Genomic DNA, 24055 nt, shown 5'->3' on the forward strand with positions numbered 1-24055 from the left:
ATGCTCCCGCGGGCCGCCGTATGCGCCCGCGGGCTCAGTGCCCCATGCCGAGGCCGCCGTCGACGGGGATGACGGCGCCCGAGATGTAGGCCGCGTCGTCGGAGGCGAGCCACGTCACGACGCCGGCGACCTCGTCGGCGCTCGCGAACCGGCCCGCCGGGATGTTGCGCTTGTACTCGGCCTGCGTCTCGTCGGGCAGGGCCGCGGTCATGTCGGTCTCGATGAACCCCGGCGCCACGACGTTCGCCGTGATGCCGCGGCCGCCGAGCTCGCGCGTGAGCGACCGCGCGAAGCCCACGAGCGCGCTCTTCGACGACGAGTAGTTGATCTGGCCGGCCGAGCCGTACAGGCCCACGACGCTGGAGATGAGGATGACGCGTCCCCACTTGGCGCGCAGCAGCCCCTTGGCGGCGCGCTTGACGACGCGGAACGTGCCGCCGAGGTTCGTGGCGACGACCGAGTCGAAGTCGTCCTCGGTCATGCGCAGCAGCAGGGTGTCCTTCGTGATGCCCGCGTTGGCCACCACGACCTCGACGGGTCCGAGCTCGCGCTCGACCTCGGCGAAGGCGGCGTCGATCGACGCGGCATCCGTCACGTCGGCGCGCACCGTGAGAGTGCCCTCGGGGCCCTCGCCGCTGCGCGCCGTGACGGCCACGCGGTAGCCCTCACGCACGAATCGCTCGGCGATGGCGCGGCCGATGCCGCGGTTTCCGCCGGTGACAAGGACGACGCGATCAGAGGACATGCAGGCTCCCGGGAGACGTGGACGAATCGCCTCTCAGCGTAGCCTCGGCGTACCGAGACCTCCACGCGAAGCAGCCGGGGGTAGGCTTAGACGCGTCGCGAACCCAGGAGATGTCATGAGCGATCCCACGTCCCCCGACAGCACGAACGATCTCCCCGCACAGGGTGAGCAGGCTCTTCCCGAGCCCGCCGACGAGGTGACGCCGGACCCGGGCGTCGCCGGCGACGAGACCGCCGCGCCGCAGGCCTCCGGCTACACGCCTCCGCCCGCGTACACGCCCCCGCCGGCCTACACGCCGGCCGCGGCGTACACGCCTCCGCCCGCCTACACCCCGCCCCCGGCCTACACGCCGCCGAGCTACGCCGCCGCGGAGCCCGCCGCCGAGGCACCGGCGCCCCCGGCGTACACGCCGGCCGCGGAGGCCGCCGCCCCCGGCTATCCGGCCGCGCCCGCGCAGCCGACGGGACCCTATGCCGCGCCCGCCGCCTCGTACGCGCAGCCCTCCTATCCGGGGTCCGGCACGCCGTACGGCGCCTATGCGGCGCCCGTCGCGACGAACACGCTCGCGATCATCGCCCTCATCGGCGGCATCGCGGGCCTCACGATCCTGCCCTTCATCGGGTCGATCGTGGGCGTCATCACGGGCCACATGTCGCTGAACCAGCTCAAGCGCACGAACGAGGGCGGCCGCGGCCTGGCCCTGACGGGCGTCATCACCGGCTGGGTGGGCATCGGCATCTACGGCCTCGTGTTCGTCTTCCTCATCTTCCTGTGGATCGGCATCGCCGCCTCGTCGTCGTTCTGATCGGCGTCCGTCCATGAGAAACACGCCCGCACCGCAGTCGGCGACCTCGCTGCCGCGCGCTCCGCGCGACGAGGCGCAGTCGCGCATGACGAAGTACTTCATCATGATGACGGTGCGCGCGTCGTGCTTCGTGCTGATGGTGGCGGTCACGCCCTACGGCTGGTATACGTTCCTCTTCGCCATCGGGGCGATCGTGCTGCCCTATCTCGCGGTCGTGATCGCGAACGTCGGCAAGAACGTGCGCGAGACGGCCGCGGTGCCGCCCGAGCGGCAGCTCGCCGCCCCGGCACCGACGGCGGCGGTGCCGGCCGACACCGGGCCGACGGTCATCCAGGTGCACGAGAAGCGTCCGCCGAGCGCATCGTGACCGACCGCGTCTGCTCGCGTGCGGGATGCCGGGCGGAGGCCGTCTGGCAGGTGGTGTGGCGCAACCCCCGCATCCACGCGGCCGACCGCCGCAAGATCTGGGCCGCGTGCGAGGAGCACGTGGGCTATCTGCGCGACTACCTGGCGACCCGCGGCTTCCCCGTCGAGGTCGTCGCGTTCGACGGCGAGGCCGCGCGATGAACCGGCAGACCGTGCTGCGCTGGAGCGGCTACGTCGCCTTCGCGATCGTCTTCGCGATCGCGTGCGGCTTCCTGTCGCACTGGCAGTTCGAGCGCGGCGCGGAGCGCGACGCGCAGCTCGAGCTCATCGCCGCGAACTACGACGCCGAGCCGGTGCCGCTCGACCGGCTGATCCCCGCGGGCGGCGTGTTCGACGGCGCCGACCAGTGGCATCCCGTCGTCGTCACGGGCGAGTACCTCACCGAGCACCAGCTGCTCGCGCGCAACCGGCCGCGCGGCGGGACGAGCGCCTTCGAGGTGCTCGTGCCGTTCCGCACCGACGACGGGCGCGTCTTCATCGTGAACCGCGGCTGGGTGCCGCCGGGCGCCGACCAGCCCGAGCCCGACAGCGTGCCGGCCGCGCCGGAGGGACCCGTGACCGTCGTCGCGCGGCTCATGCCCGACGAGCCCGCGCCGCGCTCGGGACGCACCGCTCCCCCCGGCCAGGTGCCGACCGTCACGACGGACATCATCGCCGAGACGCTCCCGGGCGAGAGGGTCGTCGACGGCGTCTACGGCATCATGGTGAGCGAGACGCCTGCCCCCTCGGCGCGCCCCTCCGAGCTCCCGTCGCCGTCGGAGGACCCGGGTCCGCACCTGTCGTACGCGATCCAGTGGATCCTCTTCGCGATCATGGGCTTCGCGTTCATCTGGTACATGATCCGCACCGAGCTCAAGCACCGCCGCGAGGACGCCGAGGACGCGGCGGCCCGCGCCTCAGGCGCTCCGGCGCCTCCGCCCCGCCCGAAGCGCCGTCGCGATCGCGACGCCGAAGAAGAAGACGCCCTCGTCGACGCCCGATGACCAACGCCGGTTCGACCGCGGCATCCTGCGGGTTCCACGGGTCTTCTCCCGCACATTGCCGCGGTTGAACCGCGGACGGCGTTACGCCGGACCGCGTCACGCCAAAGTGATCAGGTCGACGTAGTCACGGCCCCAGATGTCCTCGACGCCGTCGGGCAGGATGAGCACGCGCTCGGGGTTCAGCGCCTGCACGGCGCCCTCGTCGTGCGAGACGAGCACGACGGCGCCCTCGTAGTGCGCGAGCGCGCCGAGGATCTCCTCGCGGCTCGCGGGGTCGAGGTTGTTCGTGGGCTCGTCGAGCAGCAGCACGTTGGCCGACGAGACGACGAGCGTCGCCAGCGACAGGCGCGTCTTCTCGCCGCCTGAGAGCACCCCGGCGGGCTTGAGCACGTCGTCGCCCGTGAACAGGAACGAGCCCAGCACCTTGCGCGCCTCGACTTGCGTGATGTCGGGGGCGGCCGACATCATGTTGTCGAGCACCGAGCGGCTCACGTCGAGGTTCTCGTGCTCCTGCGCGTAGTAGCCGATCTTCAGTCCGTGGCCCGGCTCGATGCCCCCCGTGTCGGGCGCGTCGACGCCCGCGAGGATGCGCAGCAGCGTCGTCTTTCCGGCGCCGTTGAGGCCGAGCACGACGACCTTCGAGCCGCGGTCGATCGCGAGGTCGACGTCGGTGAAGATCTCCAGAGAGCCGTACGACTTCGACAGGTTCTTCGCCATGAGCGGCGTCTTGCCGCACGGCGCGGGCTTGGGGAAGCGCAGCTTGGCGACGCGGTCCTCCTGCCGCACCTCTTCGAGGCCGGAGAGCATCTTCTCGGCGCGGGCGACCATCTGGTGCGCCGCGGCGGCCTTGCTCGCCTTCGCGCCGAACCGTGCGGCCTGGAGCTGCAGCGCCGTGGCCTTCTTCTCGATGTTGGCGCGCTCCTTCTTGCGGCGCTCCTCATCGGCCACCCGCTGACGCAGGTAGTTCTTCCAGTTCATGTTGTAGATGTCGATGACCTGGCGCATCGCGTCGAGGTAGAAGACGCGGTTGACGGTCTCTCCGACGAGCTCGACGTCGTGGCTGATGACGATGAGGCCGCCCTTGTAGCCCTTCAGGAACTCTCGCAGCCACACGACGCTGTCGGCGTCCAGGTGGTTCGTGGGCTCGTCGAGGATCATCGTGCCGGCATCCGAGAACAGGATGCGGGCGAGCTCGATGCGGCGGCGCTGACCGCCGGAGAGCGTCTTGAGCGGCTGATCGAGGATGCGGTCGGGCAGCGAGAGGTTGTGCGCGATGGAGGCCGCCTCGGCCTCGGCGGCGTATCCGCCCAGCGCCTCGAACCGCTCGGTGAGGTTCGCGTAGCGGCGCATCGCCTTCGCAGCAGCCGCGGCGTCGTCGGATGCCATGAGCTCCGACGCCTCACGCATGCCGATCGCGAGGGTGCCCAGTCCACGGGCGTCGAGGATGCGCGTGCGCGCGAGCATCTCGGGGTCGCCCGAGCGCGGGTCCTGCGGCAGGTAGCCGAGCTCGCCGGAGCGGTCGACGCGCCCCTCGGCGGGCAGCAGGTCGCCCGCGAGCACCTTGGTGAGGGTCGTCTTGCCCGCGCCGTTGCGCCCGACCAGGCCGATCTTGTCGCCGTCGGAGACGCGGAACGACACCTCCGACATGAGGGTGCGCGCGCCCACGCGGATCTCGAGGTCGTGCACGGCGAGCACAGCAGACGTCCGTTCTTCGGTGGCAGGGGGTGGCGGCCGAATGGCCAGCCTCCCAGTATAGGCCCGGCGCGCGGCGCCGCCGACTGCCGTCCACAATTCAGGAAGAACCGCGGCCGGACCGGCCGCCGCGGGTCGAGCCGGGCGTTCTTCCTGAGTTGCGAACGGGCCGGCCGGGCGCCGGAGCGCCGGCGGTGTCGGCGCGGCGCACACGGCGGCCATCTTCCGTCCACCGCATCGCCACCGGTGTGCACGATCGTGGCATCCATGAACAGCGTCCCCCTGCAACGCCTCATCGAGGGCGCTTCGAGCGCGTACGCCGCGAGCAACGGCATCCAGCGCACTGATGAATGGCTCGTGCTCAAACTCAATGAAGAGGTCGGTGAGTTCACGCAGGCATTTCTGGCCCTGTCCGGTCAAGCGCGCGACAAGGGTGACACCGCCACGGAGCGCACGGCACGCTTCCGCGCGGAACTCGCCGACGTCTACGGCCAGGTGCTTCTGCTCGCCGAGCGCTTCGACGTCGACCTCACGGCCGAGGTGCGCCGCAAGTGGCGCCTCCCCGCGCTCTGACGCCTTCTGCGCACGTCGCGGTCACATCCCAGCGAGACGGTGGGTTTCTCGCCGACACGGTGGGCTTCTCGCCGAGACGGTGGGTTTCTCGCCGAGACGGTGGGCACCTGCTCGGCGAGAAACCCACCATCTCGGCAGGGCGGCCGCTCCGTGGGGGCGGGCAGAGCGACCGGCGGCGGCGGTCTGAGTGTCGTCGCGATCCGCAGCACGACAGCCGCGAGGGCTCGCTCCCGACACGACGATCATGCCCTCCGCTCTCTCACCACCCGACGGTGCCACTTGTCTCCGCGAGGGTGCCAGTTGTCTCCGCGACGGTGCCACTTGTCCCCGCGAGGGTGCCAGTTGCGCCCGAGAAAGTACCGGGCACCCCGGCGAGAACAAGGAGCACCCTCGCGGAGACAAGTAGCACCCCCGCGAGAACAGGTGGCACCCCCGCAAGGATAGGTGGCACCCTCGCGGGGGGGGGATGAGGGGCGCCGTCGGGGTTACCGGGCGCGCGGCGGTCACTCGAAGTACAGATCGTGGTGCAGGGCGCAGCGCTCGTTGAACGCGCCGCCGCAGCGGGCGCACGCGTACGAGCCCAGGTACTCGTCGATGGTCGAGGTCCGCCCACACCGGCCGCACAGCAGCGCGTGCGCGTCGCCGTCGGCGACCGGCCAGCGGGCGGCGTCGTGCGTCGCGACGGCGGCATGGCACGCGTGGCACGGATACCACCGATCGCAGCAGCGGAACAGGAGCGCGAGCACGTCGTTCGGACCCGCGTAGTGGGCGCAGCGCGTCTGCGCGTCGACGCCGACGCCGTGCACGACGACGTCCCCGACCCGCACGGGCTCCGCACCGCCCACACGATCCGCCGCACCGCCCCCACGATCCTCCGCGCCGCCCACGGGCTCCTCTGCACCGCCCGCGGGCTCCGCCGCGCCGCTCACGCGATCCCCCGGGCGGTCATCGCGTCGGAGACGTCGTCGGCGTGCCGCAGCGACATGACCAGCAGCGGCACGATCGCCCGCACGCCGAGGCGCACGCCCCGGGCCCGCTCGGCCTCGCGCACGCGGCGGCCGAAGTCGGCGATCACGGGCACGAGCGTCAGCGTGAGCGAGAGCGTGAAGCCGACGCGCCACGGGTCGACCCCGAACCGGCGCAGCGGCGAGAGCAGGCGCTGCAGCACGTCGATGAGGTCCTCGGTGCGCGTGGTGAGCGTCAGCACGCCGGCGAGCATGACCACGGCGACGACGCGCGTCGTGTTCGCGACCGCCGCGTCGGGCGTGAGGAAGATCAGCTGCGTCACGACCATGAGCACGACGATCCAGCGCGTCGCCCACAGCTGGCGTGCGAGCGTCGGCAGCCCGAAGCCGCCGAGCGCGTAGGCGACGACGACCACGCCGAGCCAGACCGCCGACGTCCAGATCGTGCCGGGGATGAACGACATCGCGAGCGCGACGGCGGTGAGCGCCAGCAGCTTCAGGCCGGCGGGCGCGCGGTGCAGCGGGCTGCGGCCGGGCCGGTACAGCGAGATCATGGCAACCGTCCTCTCGCGCTCACGCGAACGCGGCCCGGTAGCGGCCGGTCACCTCGGCCGGCTCGCCGGCGTCGACCAGCCGGCCGTCGGCGAACCGCAGGGCCGCGTCGCACCGCTCGGCGAGCTCCAGGTCGTGCGTCACGATGACGGTCTGCACGGCGATGCCGCTCGTGAGCACGTCGCCGATCAGGCGCGCGTTGCCGAGGTCGAGCAGGGTCGTCGGCTCGTCGGCCACGACGACGGCGGGCTCGGTCACGAGCACCGACGCGAGCGCGAGCAGCTGCTTCTGCCCGCCCGAGAGACTGTAGGCGGGCCGGTCGGCGAGCGCCGACAGGCCGAACCGGTCGAGCACGGCCGCGACCCGCGCGGCGGCCTCCTCGCGTCCCCGGCCGCGTCCCTTCAGCGACAGCGCGACGTCCTCCGCGACGGTCGGCATGAGGATCTGCGCGTCGGGGTTCGTGAACACGAACCCCACCCGCTCGCGCACGCGCCGCGTCTCCCGTGCGACGTCGAGCCCGTGCACGCGCACCTCGCCGGCGCTCGCGCGGACGAGCCCGTTGAGCAGCCGCGCGAACGTCGACTTGCCGGATCCGTTGGCGCCGATCACCGCGACCGTCCGCTGTGTCAGCGTCGCCGAGACGTCGTCGAGGATGCCGCGGCCGTCGATCTCGACCGCCACGGCGCGCAGCTCGATGCCGCGCGTCGGGTCAGCGGGCGCGGACACTGCTCCCCGCCGCCCGCACGCCGCTGAAGGCGGGCGGGTATGCGCGCTGCAGCGCGAGGGTCAGCACGGTCGCGAGCGCCGCCTTGATCGCGTCGCCGGGCAGGAAGGCGAGGCTCGCGATGGCCGCGTCGCCGATCGGCAGGCCCGTCACGAGCGACTGCACGGGGATGCCGAAGGCGTAGATCGCGAGGATGCCGCCCACGACGCAGCCGAGCGCGACGCGCCACCACCTCAGCGGGCGTCCGCCGGAGTGCGCGATCAGTCCCGTGAGCGCGGCGCCGGCCAGCCATCCGAACAGGTACCCGGCACTGGGGCCCACGAACACGCCGATCCCGCCGCGGCCGCCCGAGAGCACCGGCAGCCCGACCGCCACGAGCACGATCACGACGAGCACGGCGAGCGCGCCGTTCCGCCAGCCGAGCACGGCCCCCGCGAGCATGACGCCGAGCGTCTGCGCCGTGATCGGCACGAGCCCCGGCACGGGGATGGGGCCGACCAGCCCGAGTGCCACGATGATCGCGGCGAACACCGCGATGCGCGCGATGTCGCGCCCGTCGAACGTCCCTGCCTGGGCCATGAGCTTCCTCCTGAACACTGTTCACCTGAACGTCGTTCAGTATAGTGAGGCCGTGACAGACCGCGAACCACGCCCGCAGCGGCACGATCGCGCGAGCGTCGTCGACACGGCCCTCGCCCTGCTCGACGAGGGCGGCCTGGGCGAGCTCTCCATGCGGCGGATCGCCGGCGCCCTCGGCATCCAGCCGTCGGCCCTCTACTGGCACTTCGACAGCAAGCAGGCCCTGCTCGCCGCGGTCGCCGACCGCATCGTCGACGACGGGCTGCGCGCCATCCCGGCGGATGCCGGCGTGCACGCCGTCGCGCACGGGCTGCGCGACGCCCTCCTGCGCCACCGCGACGGCGCGGACATCGTCATCGGCACGCAGGCCCTCGCCCTCGGCGCGGGCGACGCGCACCGGCGGCTCCGCGACGCCTTGCGGCGCGACGGCGACGACCCGCGGGAGGGCCCGGCGCAGACGGGCGCGACGACGCTGCTGCACTTCACCCTGGGCCACGCCACGATCGTGCAGCAGCGCCTGCAGGCGGCCCGGCTCGGCGTCGTGACGGCCGACGTCGCGAGCGAGGCGCGCGAGCTCGCGGCGCAGTTCGACGCCGGCGTGCGGGCGATCCTGCGCGGTCTGACGGGCGCCGGGAAGGAATCGATTCGGCAACAACGCACGACGAATGATGGATACCGAGCTTAGGCTCACCTAAACTTTCTCCAGCCCCGCTCTCGCACACCTGGAGACCCGTGACCCTCGCCCCCGCCGCGTCCGCGGCACCGCCAGCGCCGACACGCACCGGCATCGCGCGCTCCGTCGTGGTCACCGGCATCGGGATCGCGCTGCTCGCCGTCCTCGCGACGCTCAGCCTCTTCGTCGGTTCGGGCGGCATCTCCGTCGCGGCGGTCTGGGAGGCGCTCCGCGCCGACGACGGCTCCTCGACCGCGCTCATCGTGCGCGAGTTCCGCATCCCCCGCACCCTGCTCGCGATCACCGTCGGCATCGCGCTCGGCCTGTCGGGCGCGATCATGCAGGCGGTGACGCGCAACCCGCTCGCCGACCCCGGCATCCTCGGTGTCAACGCGGGCGCCTACACGGCCGTCGTCTTCGCGGCCGCCGTGCTCGGCCCGAGCCTCACGACCGGTCACGTGGGCGTCGCCCTCGTGGGAGCCCTCGTCGCGGCGCTCGTCGTCTACGGCATCGGCACGAGCGGGCCCGCCGGCGGCACGCCCACCAAGCTCGTGCTCACCGGTACCGCGCTGGGCGCGGTGCTCACCGGCGTCAGCTTCGCCGTGACCCTCACCCGCCCCGACGTGTTCGACCGCATCCGGTTCTGGAGCGCGGGGTCGCTGCAGAACCGTCAGTTCGACACGCTGTGGGCGGTGCTGCCGTTCATCGTCGTCGGCGTCGTCATCGCGCTCGCGCTCCCCCGCGCCCTCAACGCCCTCTCCCTCGGCGACGACGTGGCCGTCGCCCTCGGCTCGCGGCCCGCGACCACCAAGCTCGCCGGCGTCGTCGCCGTCACGCTCCTGTGCGGCGCCGCCACGGCGGCCGCCGGCCCCATCGCGTTCGTCGGCCTCATGATCCCGCACGCGCTGCGCAGCATCGTCGGCCCGGATCAGCGCTGGATCGTGCCGCTGAGCCTCGTCGCCGCCCCCATCCTCCTGCTCGCGGCCGACATCGTCGGCCGGCTCGTCGCTCCGGGAGAGCTGCCCGCCGGCGTCGTCACGGCCTTCCTCGGCGCGCCCGTGCTCATCGCGCTGACCCGACGCAAGGGGGCCCGCGGGCTATGACCGGCACCCTCACCTGGCCCCGCGGCATCCGTCCCGTGCGCATCGCGGGGCGGAGCCTGCGCATCGAGGTGCGCGCCCTCGTCGTCACGGTCGTCGTGCTCGTCCTCACCCTCGCGATCGGCGCGTGGTCGCTCACGGTCGGCAGCGCCGGCCTGGGGCTCGCCGACGTCGTCGCGGCGCTGCGCGGCGAGGCGAGCGAGGCGACGACCCGCATCATCGTCGAGTGGCGCCTGCCGCGTGTCGTCTTCGCGATCGTCGGCGGCGCGGCGCTCGCGATCGGCGGCGCCGTGTTCCAGTCCGTCACCCGCAACCCCCTCGGCAGCCCCGACATCATCGGGTTCTCGACCGGCGCCTACACGGGCGCCCTGCTCGTCGCGCTGTTCGCGACCGGCAGCGCGCTGGGCACGTCGATCGGGGCGCTCGCGGGCGGCATCCTCACGGGCGTCGCCGTGTACCTGCTCGCCTACCGGCGCGGCGTCACGGGCATGCGCATCATCGTCGTCGGCATCGGCGTCAGCCTGTTCCTCGGCGCCTTCAACACGTGGGTGCTCACGACCATGCGCCTCGAGCAGGCCCTCTCCGCCGCCAGCTGGGGGGCGGGATCGCTCAACGAGATCGGCTGGGTCCACACCGTGCCGGTCGTCGTCGGGCTCGCGATCGCGCTCCCGATCGTGCTCGTGCTGCAGGCCGACATGCGCATGCTCGAGCTGGGCGACGACGCGGGGCGCGGCCTGGGCGTGCGCGCCGAGCCCGTGCGCATGTGGCTGCTGCTGCTGGGCATCGCCCTCGTCGCGCTCGTCACGGCCTCCGCCGGCCCGATCGCCTTCGTCGCCCTCGCCGCTCCCCAGCTCGCCATGCGGGTCGGCGCGACGCCCGGGGTGCGCATCGTCCCGGCGGCCGCGTTCGGCGCCCTGCTGCTGACGGCGAGCGACCTCGTCGCGCGCACGATCATCGCCCCGGCGCAGCTGCCGGTGGGCGTGGTCACCCTGTGCTTCGGCGGCGCCTACCTCGTGTGGCTGCTCGCCTCGTTCGGAAGGAAGGCACGCTGACCGTGGCCGAGAACACCACCGCCGCATCGCGACTGCAGGCCCGCGCCCTCTCCACGGGGTACGGCGAGCGGCGCATCATCTCCGACCTCGACCTCGACGTGCCCGACGGCTCGTTCACGGTCATCATCGGGCCGAACGGATGCGGCAAGTCGACGCTGCTGCGCTCGCTCGCCCGGCTCATCCCGCCTGCCGCCGGCGCGGTGCTGCTCGACGGCGCCGACATCTCGCGCGCCCGCACGAAGGACCTCGCGCGCGAGATCGGGCTGCTGCCGCAGACGTCGATCGCGCCCGAGGGCATCACCGTGATCGACCTCGTCACGCGCGGCCGTCACCCCCACCAGGGCCTGCTGCGCCGCTGGAGCACGCAGGACGAGGACGCGGTGCGCGAGGCGCTGGAGCGCACGCACCTCACGGAGCACAGCACCCGCGTCGTCGACGAGCTGTCGGGCGGCCAGCGCCAGCGCGTCTGGATCGCGATGGCGCTCGCACAGGAGACGCCCCTGCTGCTGCTCGACGAGCCGACGACGTACCTCGACATCTCGCACCAGATCGACGTGCTCGACCTCTGCACGAGCCTGCACCGCGAGAAGCGCACGCTCGTCGCCGTGCTGCACGACCTCAACCAGTCGGCGCGCTACGCGACCCACCTGGTCGCGATGAAGGAGGGCCGCATCGTCGCGCAGGGAGCGCCCGCCGACATCGTCACCTCCGACCTCGTGCACGACGTCTTCGGGGTGCGCGCACGCATCGTGCCCGACCCCGAGACCGGCGGCCCCCTCGTCGTGCCGCACGCGCCGCCGTCGTCCTGACCTCCAGCCCTCCCCTCCGCACGCATGCCACGCATCAGGAAACACGCACCAAGGAAAGCAGAGACCCCCATGAGACATCCTCGTCTGGCCCTCGCCACGGCCGCCATCGCGGCCCTCGCCCTCGCCGGCTGCACGTCGAGCACCCCCGAGGAGACCCCGGGCACCGAATCGCCCGACTCGTCGTCCGCCGCCGGCGACGCCCTGCTCGCGACGGTCGACGACACGCTCTTCGGCCCCGTCGAGATCCCGGAGCCCGCCGACGGCGAGCTCACCGTCGTCGCGCTCGGCTGGTCCGACGCCGAGGTCGCGCTCGCGCTGGGCGTCACGCCCGTCGCCGTGTACGACTGGCAGGGCTTCGGCGCCGACGACAACGGCGTCGGCCCGTGGGCCGCGTCGGAGTTCGGCGACGAGACGCCGACCATCATCGAGAACGTCGGCGACGCCCTCGACTACGAGACGATCGCCGCGCTCGAGCCCGACCTCATCCTCAACACCCGGTCGGCGGGCGACGAGGAGCAGTTCACCCGCCTGTCGACGATCGCCCCGACCGTGTACGCGCCCGCGGGCACGGCCGCCTTCGGCACGTCGTGGGACGCGCAGACGCTGCAGGTCGCCCAGGCGCTGGGCAAGGTGTCGGAGGGCGAGGCCATCGTCGCGAAGATCGAGGCGCAGATCCTCGCCGCGACCGCCGCGCACCCCGAGTTCGCGGGCAAGACCGCGGTGACGGGCACGAAGTTCGGCGACCAGTACGGCGCGTACATCGCGGGCGACTTCCGCTGGGATCTGCTGGAGTCGTTCGGCTTCGAGCAGAACCCCGCCGTGCTCGACCTGCCGACGAGCGGCTTCTTCGTGCCGCTGTCGGCCGAGCAGATCACGGCGCTCGACGCCGACGTGGCCGTGTTCTTCCCGATCGGCTACACGCTCGACGACCTGCTCGCCGACCCGCTCATCTCCTCGCTGAACGTCGTCAAGGACGGCCGCACGGTGTTCCTCGAGCAGGGCGACGAGCTCACGGAGGCCTTCAGCGCCGCGAGCCCGCTCTCGATCCCGCTCGTGGTCGACGGCCTGGCGGCGAAGCTCGCCGAGGTCGCCGCGAAGTAGTCCCCGCCGGCTGCCGGGCGCATCACCACTGTCGCGCCCGGCAGCCGTCCGCCTCCCGCCCCGCCCGCTCCGGCGCACGGCGATAGACTCCCCGGCATGACCGACGAGCACGAGCCCGCCCTCCGCCCCGTGACCGTGCAGCGGATCGGCGCCGTCGGCGTCATCGAGCTCTCCCGTCCCGAGAAGTTCAACGCCATGACGCGCGGCGCCTTCGCGGCGATCGCGGCCGCCGTCGACGAGTTCGAGGGCGACGACGCGCCCGTCCGGGCGATCCTCGTCCGCGCGCAGGGCAGGCACTTCTGCACGGGCGGCGACCTCGACGAGGCGCGCGAGCTGTCGGGCAGCCCCGCGGCCCTCGACGACTTCCTCCGCTTCGTCGGCGCCACGCTCCGCCGCCTCGAGGACTCGCCCCTGCCCGTCGTCGCGGCGTGCCACGGCCTCGCCCTCGCGGGCGGGCTGGAGATCGCCCTCGCGGCCGACGTCGTCTTCGCGGCGAGCGACGCGCGCTTCGGCGACCAGCACGCGCAGTACGGCCTCGTCGCCGCGTGGGGCGCGACGCAGCGGCTCACGCAGCGCATCGGGCTCACGCGCAGCCTCGACCTCCAGTTCACGGGCCGCTGGATCGACGCGCCGACGGCGCACGCGTGGGGCCTCGTCACCTACGTGACGGCGCCCGACGCGCTGCACGACGAGGCGATGGCGTACTGCGCGACGCTCGCGACGCGCAGCCGCCCCGGCCTGGCCGCCATGAAGCGGCTGTCGCGGGCGTCGCAGACGCTCGGCCTCGACGAGGGGCTGCGGCTGGAGCGCGAGTCCGTCGTCGAGATCATGCAGGGCCCCGACCCCGCCGAGGGGATCGCCGCCTTCCGGGAGCGCCGCGAGCCCCGCTTCGAGGGGCGCTGAGCCCGCCCGCCGGGCCGCCTGTCACCCCGCCCGTCACTCGACCCGGTGGTGCCGCCCGATCGGGAGCATGAGCGGCTTGCCCGAGACCGGGTCGACGATCACGCGGCTCTCCAGCCCGAACACGGCGCGCACGGTCTGCTCGGTCAGCACGTCGGCGGGCGCCCCTGCCGCGTGCACGCCGCCGTCGGCGATCGCGACGAGGTGATCCGCGTACCGCGCCGCGAGGTTGAGGTCGTGCAGGACCATGACGATCGTCGTGCCCCGCGTGCGGTTGAGGTCGGTGAGCAGGTCGAGCACGTCGACCTGATGGCTGACGTCGAGGAAGGTCGTGGGCTCGTCGAGCAGCAGCAGGTCGGTGCGCTGGGCGAGCGCCATCGCGATCCACACCCGCTGCCGCTGGCCGCCCGACAGCTCGTCCACCGACCGGTCGGCGAGCGCCACCGTGTCGGTCGCCTCGAGCGCCGCGGCGACGGCCTCGTCGTCCTCCCGCGACCAGCGCGAGAAGACGCCCTGGTGCGGATGCCGGCCGCGGCCGACGAGGTCGGAGACCGTGATCCCGTCCGGGGCGATGGGCGACTGCGGCAGCAGGCCGAGCACCCGCGCGAGCCGCTTCGCCGGCATCCGGTGCACGAGGGCGCCGTCGAGCACGACGCGGCCCTCGCGCGGCGCGAGCAGCCGCGACATCGCGCGCAGCAGCGTCGACTTGCCGCACGCGTTCGCGCCGACGATCGCGGTGATGCGCCCCGGCGGCACGACGAGATCGAGGTCGCGGATGACGGTGCGCTCGGCGTAGCCGACCGACAGGGCCTCGGCGGCGAGCAGGTGTTCGGCGGTCACAGCGATCCTCCCGCGCGATTGGTGCGGACGATGAGATAGACGAGGTAGGGCGCGCCGAGCACGCCCGTGACGACGCCCACGGGGAAGCGCGTGCCGAACGCCCACTGCCCCAGCAGGTCGCCGACGATCACGAGCGTCGCGCCGACGAGCGCCGACGGCACGAGCAGCGAGCCGTGCGGCCCGACCACGCGGGCGGCGATGGGGCCGGAGAGGAACGCGACGAACGCGATCGGTCCCGCCGCCGCGGTGCCGAAGGCGATGAGGCCGACGGCCGCGACGATGAGCAGCACGCGGGTGGGCTCGACGCGCACGCCCAGCGCGGCCGCGGCGTCGTCGCCGAGCTGCAGCATGCCGAGGTGGCGCGTCCGCGAGAGCAGCACGGGCCCGAGCACGGCCAGCGCGACGACGACGATGACGGCATCCGCCCACGTCGCCCCGTTCAGGCTTCCGGAGAGCCAGCGCATGGCCTGCTGCAGGTCCCACTCCCCGGCGCGGGAGAGCACGTACGCCGTGAACGCGTCGAGCATCGCGGCGATGCCGATGCCGACGAGGATGAGCCGCGTGCCGAGCACGCCCCGGCGGAACGAGAGCACGTAGACGAGCAGCGCGACGCCGAGGCCCGCGGCGATCGCGAAGACCGACACCTGCCCGTCGGAGAGGCGCAGCACGATGATGGCGAACGCGGCCGCCGCGCCGGCGCCCGCGGTGATGCCGATGATGTCGGGGCTCGCAAGCGGATTGCGCAGCATCGTCTGGAACGTCACGCCGCCGAGACCGAAGCAGAGCCCCACGACCACCGCGACGATCGCGCGCGGCAACCGCAGCCGGCCGACGGTGAACGATGCGCCGGCGACGTCCTCGCCGAGGATGACGCGCACGACGTCGCCCGGCGGGTAGAACGTGTGCCCGATCATCAGGGATGCCGCGAAGGCGAGCACGACGACCGCGACGAGCAGGGCGATGACCGTGCGCCGACGCCGCCCGCGGTGCACGCGGGCGCGCGACACGGCCGCGATCGTGGCGTCGCTCACAGCTCGCGCACCTTCTGCCGGCGGACCAGCCAGACGAAGAACGGCGCGCCGACGAAGGCGGTGACGATGCCGACGTCGATCTCGCTGGGACGTGCCACGACGCGGCCCACGACGTCGGAGACGGTGAGCAGCGCCGCCCCGCCGAGCGCCGAGAACGGCAGCAGCCAGCGATGGTCGGGGCCGACGAGCAGGCGGCACACGTGCGGCACGACGAGTCCGACGAAGCCGATCGGGCCCGCGACGGCCGTCGCGGCGCCGCACAGGATCACGGCGCCCAGCGCGGCGCCCGTGCGCGCGAGCACGACGTTCTCGCCGAGCCCGGCCGCCAGCTCGTCGCCGAGGGCGAGCGAGTTGAGCGCACGGGCGGAGAGCAGGCTGACGAGGGTGCCGGCCACGAGGAACGGCAGCACCTGACCGATCGCGTCGAAGGAGCCGCCGCCGACGCCGCCGATCTGCCACGAGCGCAGCACGCTCGCGATGTCGTTGCGGCCCAGGACGACCGCGGTGATGAAGGATGCGAGGGCCGCGGAGGTCGCCGCGCCGGCGAGCGCGAGCTTGAGCGGCGTCGCGCCGCCACGCCCCAGGGAGCCGACCGCGTAGACGAAGACGGCCGTGACCGCGGCGCCCGCGATCGCCGTCCAGATGTAGCCCGTGTAGGTCCACAGGCCGAACCAGGCGACGCCGATCGCGACCGCGAGCGCCGCGCCCGTGTTGACGCCGAGGATGCCGGGATCGGCGAGCGGGTTGCGCGTCACGCCCTGCATCACGGCGCCCGAGAGGCCGAGCGCCGCGCCCACGAGCAGCGCGAGCGCGGTGCGCGGGATCCGCTTGGCGATCGCCGCCTCGTCGAACGATCCGCTCGCGCCGCCGAGGGCGGAGACGATCTCGCTCCACGCGACCTCGCGCGCGCCCACCGCGATCGACGCCACGGCGACGAGGGCGACGACCGCCGCGACGACGACGAGCCACAGCACGCGCGTCCGCCTCGGGCGGCGCACGACGGCGCCCGAAACGGGCTCTTCGGAATTAGGGGTGTAGTTGGGGTCTGAATCCTCCGGCTTCGAGCAGGCTTCTTGCGATGTAGTTCGTGAGGTTCCGGAAGCCGAGCGCGGAGCCGCGGAGGTGTTCAAGTCGTCCGTTGATCGCCTCCGTTGGGCCGTTCGAGGTGCCGGGCCGATCGAAGAACGCGAGCACGTCGGCGGCGCGCTGCTTGAGGGTGCGGCCGAGCTTGCGGATCTCGACGAGCGCGGCAGGAACCCCGGTGCTGACCGCGTCGATCAGGGTCTGCATCATCTGCTTGCCATTCTTCTTGTCGGGTTCGCGATACGCGGCGATCATGCGCTGGTAGATGCCCCAGGTCGCTTCGACCTCGACGTGCTCCTCGGTCGCGAACAGCGCCTCCAGCCGAGCGCGTTGCCGGTCGGTGAGTAGCTTGTCGCCGGTGTGCAGGGTGCGGCGCGCCTGATAGAGCGGGTCGCCCTTCATCCCGCGGTGTCCGTGTAGATCCTGCTGAACGCGGCGGCGACACACATCGAGCGCATCGCCGGCGAGACGGACCACATGGAACGGATCCATCACCGGGACCGCGTCGGGCAGCTCTTCGGCGGCGGCCGTCTTGAAGCCGCTGAACCCGTCCATCGCGACCACCTCGATCCGCTTGGACCACTCCTTGGGCCGTGCCGCGAGCCACTGCTTGAACACGGCCTTCGAACGGCCCTCGACCATGTCCAGCAGCTGGGCCGGGCCTGTCTTCTCGCGGGCGGGCGTGAGGTCGATGATCACGGTCACGTACTTGTCGCCGTACCGGGTGTGACGCCAGACATGCTCATCGACGCCCAGGGTCGTGACCCCGTCGAACCGGCCGGGAGCGTCGATCAGACGACGCCGACCCTCGGCGAGAATCGCACTGTTCGCGGTATGCCAGGACACCCCCAGACCGGCCGCGGCGCGGGTCACCGTGAGATGGTCGACCACGATCGCCGTCAGCGCCCACCCGAGCCCGCCACGCGAGATCTTCGCCCGCGGCGCGGCGGCCTTCGTGGTGTCCTGCCGCCACGTCTTCCCGCAGTGCGCGCACCGGTAGCGGCGCACCCGGACCAGCAGTGTCGTGGGCCGGTGCCCGAACGGCTCATGCGCGAGCCGACGCACCACGGTGTCTCTCGGGACGCCTTCCGCGCCGCACTTCCGGCACCAGGGATCGTTCTCGACGACGCGGCACTCGATCACCGCCCGATCCGCCTCGAGATGTTGACCTACAGCCTCGAGGCCGAGCTCGTCGAGACGGCAGAACGTGGTCAGGCAGGGCGCGGCGAAGGTAGTTTGGAGCACGTCGAGGTCTTTCGGATGGGCAGTGTAGGAACTTCCATCCTGGAAGACCTCGACGCCTATCCGGCAATCGACCCGCGAACCTCGACTACACCCTCAACTGCGAAGAGCCCCGAAACGGACGGCGCGGCGGCCTCGACCTCGTTCAGCCCTGCGCCTTCTCGGCGGCGGCCGCGAGCTGGCCGACGTACCAGTCGAGCAGGTACGGCAGCTGCAGCGGCGTGGGGTTGGCCGCGGTCGCGTTGGCGCTCGCGCCGTCGAGGAGCACGACGGCGTCGTTGGCGATGGCGGGCATGAGGCCCAGCAGCGGGTCGGCCTTGAGGCTGTCGATCATCGCCTGGTCGCCGTAGGTCACGATCACGTCGACGTCGTCGAAGGTGTCGGCGTTCTCGGCGCTGATCGATCCCGCGAACGGGTTCGCCGGGTCGGGCTCGTACGCGGCGATGCTCTCCGGCATCGGCATCCCGAGGTCGGAGAAGAACTGCACGCGCGTGTCGGCCGGCGTGTAGAACTTCACGACGCTGAGGTCGCTCACGTCGACGTGCGTGAGGAACATGACCGAGCTCTCGGCCAGCACGGGGTTCGCCGCCGCGGCGTCCTCGATGAGGCCCTCGAGCTCGGCGATGAGGGCGTCGCCCTCCTCCGCCATGCCCATGCCCGCGGAGTTGAGGCGGACCATGTCGCGCCACGAGGTCGTCCACGGGCTCTCGGGGAACGCGACGGTCGGAGCGATCGCGCTGAGCGTGTCGTAGTCCTCCTGCGTGAGGCCCGAGTAGGCGGCGAGGATGACGTCGGGGTCGGTGTCGGCCACGGCCTCGAAGTCGATGCCGTCGCTCTCGTCGAACAGCACGGGCGTCTCGGCGCCGAGCTCGTCGAGCTTCTCCTTGACCCAGGGCAGCAGGCCGTCGCCGTCCTCGTCGGCGAAGTTGGCCGCGGCCATGCCGACCGGCACGACGCCGAGGGAGAGCGGCACCTCGTGGTTCGCCCAGTTCACCGTCGCGACGCGCTCGGGCTTGGCGGGGATCTCGGTCGTGCCGAAGGCGTGCTCGACGACGATCGGCGCGCCGTCCGCCGCGGCGGACGGAGACGAGCCCGTGGTGCCCGCGGGGGCGTCGGATGCCGGCTGCGAGCCGCACCCGGCGAGCCCGGCGGCGAGGACGAACGCGGCTGCCACGGCAGCCACAAGGCGTGTGCGCATTTCTTCTCCGGTCTTCAGGGGGAGCCTCTGCACGGACGCGCTCCGCGGGGTCCTTCGCACGGACGCAGTGATTAGGTGAGGCTTACCAATAGCGTAGATACGCAGGGTGACGCGACGCAATCGCGCGCAGGAGACGCGCTCTGTAGCGATTCGGACTCAGCGGCGGAAGGCGCCCGGCGTGAGCCCGGTCGCCTTCCGCAGCGCGGCGCCGAAGGCGCTGACCGAGGAGTAGCCGACCTCGGCGGCGACGTCCTCGATCTCCTCCCCCGCCGCGAGCAGCGCGACGGCGCTCTCCGCGCGCACCGCCGACACCCAGCCGGTGAATCCCGTCCCCGTCTCGGCGCGGAACGCGCGCGTGATCGTGCGGGCGCTCACGCCGAGCTCCGCCGCCCAGTCGGCCAGCGAGCGCCGGTCGCCGGGGTTCGCGCGGATCGCCGTGACGAGGGGGCGCAGCAGCTCGGAGCCGGGCACGACGACGCTGATCTGCCGGGGCGACGGAGCGAGCACGTCGACGACCATCACCTCCGTGATGCGGCGGGAGTCGGCGCGCAGCCCCGGCTCCTCGAGCCGGCGCAGCAGCAGCCGGAGCAGCGGCGTGATCTCCACCACGACGGGCACGTCGGCGATCGCCCGCACGACGGGCGTGCTGAAGTGCGTCGCGCGGTACCACGTGCCGGCCGCGGCGCGCGCGGAGTGCAGCGTGCCGGCCGGCATCCACAGGCCGAGCCGCGGCGTGATCGTCCACGTCCGGCGCCCGACGGTCGCGCTCGAGGCGCCGCGCTCGTTCCAGAGCAGCTCGTGGGTCGGATGCGAGTGCCCGCTCCACTCGGTCGGCCGGTCGACGACCTCGTCGAAGACGCCGATGACCCAGGGCACCTCGACGGACCCGGCCCCGTAGGCCGGCAGCTCCCGGCGATCGGGCTCGCCCCGCGTCCGCGTCATCCCCGGCGCTCCGCGACCGTCGTCACCGGGCGCGGGCGAGCGCCCCCACCCGCGCGATGGCCTCGGTCAGCACCTCGGGGGCGCAGCCGAAGTTCACCCGCACGTGCCCGATGCCCTGCGGCCCGAACTCGGGGCCGTGGTGCAGCGCGACGCGCGCCTCGCGCCGGATGCGCGGCGCGGGGTCGTCGCCCCAGCCGTAGGCGGAGACGTCGATCCAGCCGAGATAGCCGGCATCCGGGATGCGGTACCGGGCGAGCGGAAGGTGCTCGGCGAGCAGGTCGGCGAGCAGCCGGCGGTTGCGGTCGAGCGCCGCGAGCAGCGCGTCGAGCCACGCGTCGGACTCCTCCGAGAACGCGGCGACGTTCGAGAGGGCGCCGAACAGGCCGGTGCGCCACTCGACCTCCCACGGCAGGCCGCGCACGACGCGCGTCGTCTCCTCGTCGGCCGTCGCGATGACGGCGCACTTGAGGCCCGCGAGGTTGTAGGCCTTCGACGCGCTGGTCACGGCGTAGCCGACCCGCGCCGCGTCGTCGGACGCCGCGAGGAACGGCGTGTACGTCACGCCCGGATGCACGAGCGGCGCATGGATCTCGTCGCTCACGACGACGGCGCCGTGGCGCGCGGCCGCGGCCGCGAGGCCCGCGAGGCTCTCGCGGGTGTGCACCGTCCCGGTCGGGTTGTGCGGGTTGCAGAGCAGCACGGCGCGGGCGCCGTCGGCGAGGGCCGCCTCGATGCCCGGCAGGTCGAGCTCCCAGCCGGCGCCGGTGTCGATCAGCGGGACCGACTCGACCACGCCGCCGGCCTCCTCGATGCTCGGGCCGAACGGCGGGTACACGGGCGGCGTCATGATCACGCGGTCGCCCGGCGCGATCGTCGCGCGCAGCACCTCGACGACGCCCATCATGACGTCGCCGGTCCAGCGCACCCGGCGCGGGTCGACCTCCCAGTCGAGCCGGCGCCGCGCGAACCCCGCGAACGCCTCCGCGACGCCGGGACGCGGCGGCGTGTAGCCCGTGTCGCCGATCGCGACGGCCTCGGTGAGCACGCGCGTGATCGGCTCGGCGAGCGGGAAGTCGGTCTCGGCGACGAACAGGGGCAGCACGTCGTCGGGGTACGTGCGCCACTTGGTGCTGCTGCGCCGGCGCAGGGTCTCAAGGGGCAGCGCGTCGAGAGGAGTGGGGCTCACGCTCCGAGCCTACCGCCGACCGCTCGACGGGCGATCGGCATCGAGTAAAGAATTCTTGACATTCCCTCGCGACGACCCTACCGTGGATGTAAAGAATCTTAGACATGGAGGAGGGATCATGGGCTACGGAGAGCGGAACACCTGGTCGGGCCTGATCGCGGGCATCGCCGGCATCGCGGTCTACGTCGCGATCGTGGCGCCCCAGCTCGGCTCGCGGCCGGCCGGCGAGATCGACTGGCTGTGGCCGATGGTCTGGACCGTCGGCGGCGCGATCGTCGTCTCCATCGTGCTCGGCATCGTGTGGGGCATCGTCGCGGGCGCCCGCGATCCCGAGGAGCGCCACGTCGAGGACGTGCGCGATCGCGACATCGCCCGGCTCGGCGACCGCGTCGGCCAGGCCTTCCTCGTGCTCGCGATGGTCGGCACGATCGCGCTGTGCGCCGTGAGCGCGGAGTGGTTCTGGATCGCCAACACCGTCTATGCCGGCCTCGCGCTGTCGTCGATCGTCGGCGGCGTCGCCCGCGTCATCGTCTACCGGGGAGGGATGCCGTGATGGCGCGCCCGACACGCGTCACCAACTCGATGCGCGAGCTGCGCGAAGGCGCGGGCCTCACCCAGGCCGAGCTCGCACGCCGCGTCGGCGTCACCCGCCAGACCCTCATCGCGATCGAGCAGGGCAAGTACTCCCCCACGCTCGAGCTCGCCTTCCAGCTCTGCCGCGTCTTCGGCGTCCGCATCGAAGACGCCTTCCACTACCCGGAGGAACCGTGACCACCACCATGACCGCCTGGCGTCAGGACGCCTACGGCGGACCCGACATCGTCCGCCGCGTCGACGCCGAGACGCCCCGCCCCCGCCGCGGCGAGGTGCTCGTGCGCGTCGGCGCCGCCGCGCTGAACTCCGCCGACGTGCGCATCCTGCGCGGCGAGCCCCTGATCCTGCGCCTCGCCTTCGGGCTGCGCCGGCCGCGCACCCCCGTTCCCGGCCGCGACGTCGCCGGCACCGTCGTCGCCCTCGGCGACGGCGTGACCGGCCTCGCCGTGGGAGACCGCGTCGCGGGCGAGGTCTCCGGCGGAGGCCTCGCGACCTTCCTCGCCGCCCCCGCGAGCCGGCTCGTGCCCGTCCCCGACGCCGTCGACGACCGCACCGCGGCGGCGCTCCCCCTCGCGGGCGGCACGGCCTGGCAGGCCCTCGACCTCGCGCGGGTCACCGCCGGCGCACGGCTGCTCGTCCTCGGCGCCGGGGGCGGCGTGGGCACGTTCGTCGTGCGCCTCGCGGTGCTGCGCGGCGCCGAGGTGCACGCGCTGTGCAGCGCCAGGGCGGCGGATGCCGTCGCCGCGCTCGGCGCGGCCCGCGTCGACCCGCGCGACCTCGACCTGGCGGGCCTGCCCGCCGGCGGATACGACGCCGTCATCGTGCTCGGCGGCGCGACGCCGCTGCGCTCACTGCTGCGGCTCGTGCGCGACGGCGGGTGCGTCGTGGACGTCGGCGGCGACGGCGGCCGCATCATCGGGCCGCTGGGACGCATGCTGCACGGCGCGATCCTGTCGGTCGGCGCCCGCCGGCGCGCGCGCGTGCTCGCCGCCGTCGCCCGCACGCCGATCACGGCGGAGCTGCTCGCCCTCGCGGCATCCGGAGACCTGGTCCCGGTGATCGACCGCGTCCACCCGCTCGCCGACGCACGCGCCGCCCTCGCGCGCCTCGACGAGGGCGGAGCGGTCGGCAAGGTCCTCGTGGAGCCCTGAGCCCGTCAGATGGCGAACCCGAGCGCCCGCATCATGTCCCGGCCGTCGTCGGTGATGCGCTCGGGGCCCCACGGCGGCATCCACACCCAGTTGATGCGGAACTGATCGACCACGTTGTCCAGCGCCTGCGCCGTCTGCTCCTCGAGCACGTCGGTGAGCGGGCATCCCGCAGAGGTCAGCGTCATGTGGATGACGAGCGCGTCGTTCTCGTCATCCCAGCTGAGGTCGTAGATGAGGCCCAGGTCGACGACGTTGATCCCCAGCTCGGGATCCATGACGTCCTTGAGCGCCTCGGTGACCTCGTCGTACTTCTCGGGGGTGAGGGTCGTGGTCATGAACCGATCCTAGGCGTCCGCCGTCTCGGTGAGGTAGCGATCGTAGCCTTCCTCCTCCAGACGCTCGGCCAGCTCGGGGCCGCCCTCCTCCGCGATGCGGCCCGCGACCATGACGTGCACGTGGTCAGGCTTGATGTAGCGGAGGATGCGCGTGTAGTGCGTGATCAGCAGCACGCCGAGGTTGGTCTGCTCCTTGGCGCGGTTGACGCCCTCCGAGACGATCTTGAGGGCGTCGACGTCGAGACCCGAGTCGGTCTCGTCGAGCACGGCGATCGCGGGCTTGAGCACCTCGAGCTGCAGGATCTCGTGCCGCTTCTTCTCGCCGCCGGAGAATCCCTCGTTGACGTTGCGCTGCGCGAACTTCGGGTCCATGCGGAGGTTCTTCATGGCCTCCTTGACCTCCTTGGTCCACGTGCGGATCGAGGGCGCCTCGCCGTCGATCGCGGTCTTCGCGGTGCGCAGGAAGTTCGTGACCGTCACGCCCGGGATCTCCACGGGGTACTGCATCGCGAGGAAGAGGCCGGCGCGGGCGCGCTCGTCGACCGACATCTCCAGCACGTCTTCGCCGTCGAGCGTGATCGTCCCGCCCGTGACGGTGTACTTGGGGTGGCCGGCGATCGTGTAGGCGAGCGTCGACTTGCCGGAGCCGTTGGGGCCCATGATCGCGTGGGTCTCCCCCGTGCGCACGGTGAGATCGACACCGTTGAGGATCGGGGTCTCGCCCGCCTCCGTTTCGACCGTCACGTGCAGGTCGCGGATCTCGAGAACAGCCAT

29 protein-coding genes are annotated in these 24055 nt (G+C 72.8%); 14 read left to right on the forward strand and 15 right to left on the reverse strand.

Annotation, left to right across the window (positions count from 1 at the left end; genetic code table 11):
* Nucleotides 1-34: 34 nt before the first annotated feature.
* Nucleotides 35-745 carry a 3-oxoacyl-ACP reductase FabG gene (gene fabG, locus AOA12_RS12480; RefSeq protein ID WP_054683195.1) on the reverse strand — a complete coding sequence of 237 codons (711 nt, stop codon included), beginning with the start codon at nucleotides 743-745 and terminating at the stop codon, nucleotides 35-37.
* A 115-nt stretch (nucleotides 746-860) separates the two neighbouring features.
* Between fabG and AOA12_RS12485 the strand changes: the two genes are divergently transcribed.
* The 4 genes from AOA12_RS12485 to AOA12_RS12500 are packed head-to-tail and all read left to right on the forward strand — an operon-like array spanning nucleotide 861 to nucleotide 2959.
* Nucleotides 861-1550 carry a DUF4190 domain-containing protein gene (locus AOA12_RS12485; RefSeq protein WP_054683197.1) on the forward strand — a complete coding sequence of 230 codons (690 nt, stop codon included), beginning with the start codon at nucleotides 861-863 and terminating at the stop codon, nucleotides 1548-1550.
* A gap of 13 nt (nucleotides 1551-1563) precedes the next feature.
* A complete protein-coding gene (locus AOA12_RS12490; protein WP_054683199.1) occupies nucleotides 1564-1917 on the forward strand; it encodes a DUF3099 domain-containing protein in 354 nt (117 codons plus the stop codon).
* Nucleotides 1914-2117: a hypothetical protein gene (locus AOA12_RS12495; protein WP_054683201.1), complete on the forward strand. Its 204-nt coding sequence runs from the start codon at nucleotides 1914-1916 to the stop codon at nucleotides 2115-2117. Before AOA12_RS12490 ends, AOA12_RS12495 begins: the two co-directional genes overlap by 4 nt.
* Entirely contained in the window at nucleotides 2114-2959 is an 846-nt protein-coding gene (locus AOA12_RS12500; RefSeq protein ID WP_054683204.1) for an SURF1 family cytochrome oxidase biogenesis protein, read from the forward strand. Before AOA12_RS12495 ends, AOA12_RS12500 begins: the two co-directional genes overlap by 4 nt.
* A 96-nt stretch (nucleotides 2960-3055) precedes the next feature.
* Here AOA12_RS12500 and AOA12_RS12505 read toward each other — a convergent pair whose 3' ends face one another.
* Entirely contained in the window at nucleotides 3056-4654 is a 1599-nt protein-coding gene (locus tag AOA12_RS12505) for an ABC-F family ATP-binding cassette domain-containing protein (RefSeq protein ID WP_054683206.1), read from the reverse strand.
* Between the two features lie 264 nt (nucleotides 4655-4918).
* Here AOA12_RS12505 and AOA12_RS12510 point away from each other — a divergent pair, with 264 nt between their 5' ends.
* The gene (locus tag AOA12_RS12510) at nucleotides 4919-5224 is read left to right on the forward strand and encodes a hypothetical protein (RefSeq protein ID WP_054683208.1); all 306 of its coding nucleotides are present in this window, start codon (nucleotides 4919-4921) and stop codon (nucleotides 5222-5224) included.
* Nucleotides 5225-5727: 503 nt separating this feature from the next.
* On the opposite strand, the gene AOA12_RS12515 is transcribed toward AOA12_RS12510, so the two are convergent.
* From AOA12_RS12515 to AOA12_RS12530, 4 genes are read right to left on the reverse strand one after another with little or no spacing between them, the layout of a single operon-like run.
* Nucleotides 5728-6153, reverse strand: a complete 426-nt coding sequence (locus tag AOA12_RS12515) for a CHY zinc finger protein (protein ID WP_231637078.1) — start codon at nucleotides 6151-6153, stop codon at nucleotides 5728-5730.
* Nucleotides 6150-6743 (reverse strand): energy-coupling factor transporter transmembrane component T, encoded by a 594-nt coding sequence (locus AOA12_RS12520; RefSeq protein ID WP_054683210.1) that lies wholly within the window; start codon nucleotides 6741-6743, stop codon nucleotides 6150-6152. The genes AOA12_RS12515 and AOA12_RS12520 overlap by 4 nt, the downstream gene beginning before the upstream one ends.
* A gap of 19 nt (nucleotides 6744-6762) precedes the next feature.
* Nucleotides 6763-7467: an energy-coupling factor ABC transporter ATP-binding protein gene (locus AOA12_RS12525; RefSeq protein ID WP_082406224.1), complete on the reverse strand. Its 705-nt coding sequence runs from the start codon at nucleotides 7465-7467 to the stop codon at nucleotides 6763-6765.
* A complete protein-coding gene (locus AOA12_RS12530) occupies nucleotides 7451-8044 on the reverse strand; it encodes a biotin transporter BioY (RefSeq protein ID WP_054683212.1) in 594 nt (197 codons plus the stop codon). The genes AOA12_RS12525 and AOA12_RS12530 overlap by 17 nt, the downstream gene beginning before the upstream one ends.
* 52 nt (nucleotides 8045-8096) lie before the next feature.
* Between AOA12_RS12530 and AOA12_RS12535 the strand changes: the two genes are divergently transcribed.
* From AOA12_RS12535 to AOA12_RS12560, 6 genes are all read left to right on the forward strand, one after another.
* A complete protein-coding gene (locus AOA12_RS12535) occupies nucleotides 8097-8729 on the forward strand; it encodes a TetR family transcriptional regulator (RefSeq protein WP_231637079.1) in 633 nt (210 codons plus the stop codon).
* Nucleotides 8730-8776: 47 nt separating this feature from the next.
* Nucleotides 8777-9820, forward strand: coding sequence for an iron chelate uptake ABC transporter family permease subunit (locus tag AOA12_RS12540; protein ID WP_054683214.1), 1044 nt, complete (start codon nucleotides 8777-8779; stop codon nucleotides 9818-9820).
* Entirely contained in the window at nucleotides 9817-10869 is a 1053-nt protein-coding gene (locus tag AOA12_RS12545; RefSeq protein WP_054683216.1) for a FecCD family ABC transporter permease, read from the forward strand. Before AOA12_RS12540 ends, AOA12_RS12545 begins: the two co-directional genes overlap by 4 nt.
* 2 nt (nucleotides 10870-10871) lie before the next feature.
* A complete protein-coding gene (locus AOA12_RS12550; RefSeq protein WP_054683218.1) occupies nucleotides 10872-11678 on the forward strand; it encodes an ABC transporter ATP-binding protein in 807 nt (268 codons plus the stop codon).
* Nucleotides 11679-11747: 69 nt separating this feature from the next.
* Nucleotides 11748-12779: an iron-siderophore ABC transporter substrate-binding protein gene (locus tag AOA12_RS12555; RefSeq protein WP_054683220.1), complete on the forward strand. Its 1032-nt coding sequence runs from the start codon at nucleotides 11748-11750 to the stop codon at nucleotides 12777-12779.
* Nucleotides 12780-12875: 96 nt separating this feature from the next.
* Nucleotides 12876-13682, forward strand: a complete 807-nt coding sequence (locus AOA12_RS12560; RefSeq protein ID WP_054683222.1) for an enoyl-CoA hydratase/isomerase family protein — start codon at nucleotides 12876-12878, stop codon at nucleotides 13680-13682.
* Between the two features lie 33 nt (nucleotides 13683-13715).
* Here AOA12_RS12560 and AOA12_RS12565 read toward each other — a convergent pair whose 3' ends face one another.
* From AOA12_RS12565 to AOA12_RS12595, 7 genes are all read right to left on the reverse strand, one after another.
* Nucleotides 13716-14519, reverse strand: coding sequence for an ABC transporter ATP-binding protein (locus AOA12_RS12565; protein WP_054683224.1), 804 nt, complete (start codon nucleotides 14517-14519; stop codon nucleotides 13716-13718).
* Entirely contained in the window at nucleotides 14516-15550 is a 1035-nt protein-coding gene (locus AOA12_RS12570) for a FecCD family ABC transporter permease (protein ID WP_054683226.1), read from the reverse strand. Before AOA12_RS12570 ends, AOA12_RS12565 begins: the two co-directional genes overlap by 4 nt.
* Nucleotides 15547-16524, reverse strand: coding sequence for a FecCD family ABC transporter permease (locus tag AOA12_RS12575; protein ID WP_197280917.1), 978 nt, complete (start codon nucleotides 16522-16524; stop codon nucleotides 15547-15549). The genes AOA12_RS12570 and AOA12_RS12575 overlap by 4 nt, the downstream gene beginning before the upstream one ends.
* 52 nt (nucleotides 16525-16576) lie before the next feature.
* The gene (locus tag AOA12_RS12580) at nucleotides 16577-17878 is read right to left on the reverse strand and encodes an ISL3 family transposase (protein WP_054678531.1); all 1302 of its coding nucleotides are present in this window, start codon (nucleotides 17876-17878) and stop codon (nucleotides 16577-16579) included.
* A 142-nt stretch (nucleotides 17879-18020) separates the two neighbouring features.
* Nucleotides 18021-19073, reverse strand: coding sequence for an iron-siderophore ABC transporter substrate-binding protein (locus AOA12_RS12585; RefSeq protein WP_054683230.1), 1053 nt, complete (start codon nucleotides 19071-19073; stop codon nucleotides 18021-18023).
* 156 nt (nucleotides 19074-19229) lie between these two features.
* Nucleotides 19230-20015, reverse strand: a complete 786-nt coding sequence (locus AOA12_RS12590; protein ID WP_054683232.1) for a helix-turn-helix domain-containing protein — start codon at nucleotides 20013-20015, stop codon at nucleotides 19230-19232.
* A 22-nt stretch (nucleotides 20016-20037) separates the two neighbouring features.
* Nucleotides 20038-21201: a MalY/PatB family protein gene (locus AOA12_RS12595; protein ID WP_054683234.1), complete on the reverse strand. Its 1164-nt coding sequence runs from the start codon at nucleotides 21199-21201 to the stop codon at nucleotides 20038-20040.
* Between the two features lie 118 nt (nucleotides 21202-21319).
* Here AOA12_RS12595 and AOA12_RS12600 point away from each other — a divergent pair, with 118 nt between their 5' ends.
* From AOA12_RS12600 to AOA12_RS12610, 3 genes are read left to right on the forward strand one after another with little or no spacing between them, the layout of a single operon-like run.
* Complete coding sequence (locus AOA12_RS12600; protein WP_054683237.1) at nucleotides 21320-21754, forward strand: hypothetical protein; 435 nt, start codon at nucleotides 21320-21322, stop codon at nucleotides 21752-21754.
* Nucleotides 21754-21972, forward strand: coding sequence for a helix-turn-helix transcriptional regulator (locus AOA12_RS12605; protein ID WP_054683240.1), 219 nt, complete (start codon nucleotides 21754-21756; stop codon nucleotides 21970-21972). The genes AOA12_RS12600 and AOA12_RS12605 overlap by 1 nt, the downstream gene beginning before the upstream one ends.
* Nucleotides 21969-22946, forward strand: coding sequence for a quinone oxidoreductase family protein (locus tag AOA12_RS12610; RefSeq protein ID WP_231637080.1), 978 nt, complete (start codon nucleotides 21969-21971; stop codon nucleotides 22944-22946). Before AOA12_RS12605 ends, AOA12_RS12610 begins: the two co-directional genes overlap by 4 nt.
* Before the next feature lie 5 nt (nucleotides 22947-22951).
* Here the strand turns inward: AOA12_RS12610 and AOA12_RS12615 are convergent, their stop codons facing one another.
* The gene (locus AOA12_RS12615; protein WP_054683242.1) at nucleotides 22952-23281 is read right to left on the reverse strand and encodes a metal-sulfur cluster assembly factor; all 330 of its coding nucleotides are present in this window, start codon (nucleotides 23279-23281) and stop codon (nucleotides 22952-22954) included.
* 9 nt (nucleotides 23282-23290) lie between these two features.
* Nucleotides 23291-24055, reverse strand: coding sequence for a Fe-S cluster assembly ATPase SufC (gene sufC / locus AOA12_RS12620; RefSeq protein ID WP_054683243.1), 765 nt, complete (start codon nucleotides 24053-24055; stop codon nucleotides 23291-23293).

The sequence above is a fragment of the Microbacterium sp. No. 7 genome, assembly GCF_001314225.1.
In the GTDB taxonomy this organism is placed as follows: domain Bacteria; phylum Actinomycetota; class Actinomycetes; order Actinomycetales; family Microbacteriaceae; genus Microbacterium.

What these genes read in the sequence shown, in the direction of transcription:
- fabG (WP_054683195.1), bottom strand. Translation starts at nt 745, where the DNA reads ATGTCCTCTGATCGCGTCGTCCTTGTCACCGGCGGAAACCGCGGCATC.
- AOA12_RS12485 (WP_054683197.1), top strand. Translation starts at nt 861, where the DNA reads ATGAGCGATCCCACGTCCCCCGACAGCACGAACGATCTCCCCGCACAG.
- AOA12_RS12490 (WP_054683199.1), top strand. Translation starts at nt 1,564, where the DNA reads ATGAGAAACACGCCCGCACCGCAGTCGGCGACCTCGCTGCCGCGCGCT.
- AOA12_RS12500 (WP_054683204.1), top strand. Translation starts at nt 2,114, where the DNA reads ATGAACCGGCAGACCGTGCTGCGCTGGAGCGGCTACGTCGCCTTCGCG.
- AOA12_RS12510 (WP_054683208.1), top strand. Translation starts at nt 4,919, where the DNA reads ATGAACAGCGTCCCCCTGCAACGCCTCATCGAGGGCGCTTCGAGCGCG.
- AOA12_RS12520 (WP_054683210.1), bottom strand. Translation starts at nt 6,743, where the DNA reads ATGATCTCGCTGTACCGGCCCGGCCGCAGCCCGCTGCACCGCGCGCCC.
- AOA12_RS12530 (WP_054683212.1), bottom strand. Translation starts at nt 8,044, where the DNA reads ATGGCCCAGGCAGGGACGTTCGACGGGCGCGACATCGCGCGCATCGCG.
- AOA12_RS12545 (WP_054683216.1), top strand. Translation starts at nt 9,817, where the DNA reads ATGACCGGCACCCTCACCTGGCCCCGCGGCATCCGTCCCGTGCGCATC.
- AOA12_RS12555 (WP_054683220.1), top strand. Translation starts at nt 11,748, where the DNA reads ATGAGACATCCTCGTCTGGCCCTCGCCACGGCCGCCATCGCGGCCCTC.
- AOA12_RS12560 (WP_054683222.1), top strand. Translation starts at nt 12,876, where the DNA reads ATGACCGACGAGCACGAGCCCGCCCTCCGCCCCGTGACCGTGCAGCGG.
- AOA12_RS12585 (WP_054683230.1), bottom strand. Translation starts at nt 19,073, where the DNA reads ATGCGCACACGCCTTGTGGCTGCCGTGGCAGCCGCGTTCGTCCTCGCC.
- AOA12_RS12590 (WP_054683232.1), bottom strand. Translation starts at nt 20,015, where the DNA reads ATGACGCGGACGCGGGGCGAGCCCGATCGCCGGGAGCTGCCGGCCTAC.
- AOA12_RS12600 (WP_054683237.1), top strand. Translation starts at nt 21,320, where the DNA reads ATGGGCTACGGAGAGCGGAACACCTGGTCGGGCCTGATCGCGGGCATC.
- AOA12_RS12605 (WP_054683240.1), top strand. Translation starts at nt 21,754, where the DNA reads ATGGCGCGCCCGACACGCGTCACCAACTCGATGCGCGAGCTGCGCGAA.
- AOA12_RS12615 (WP_054683242.1), bottom strand. Translation starts at nt 23,281, where the DNA reads ATGACCACGACCCTCACCCCCGAGAAGTACGACGAGGTCACCGAGGCG.
- sufC (WP_054683243.1), bottom strand. Translation starts at nt 24,055, where the DNA reads ATGGCTGTTCTCGAGATCCGCGACCTGCACGTGACGGTCGAAACGGAG.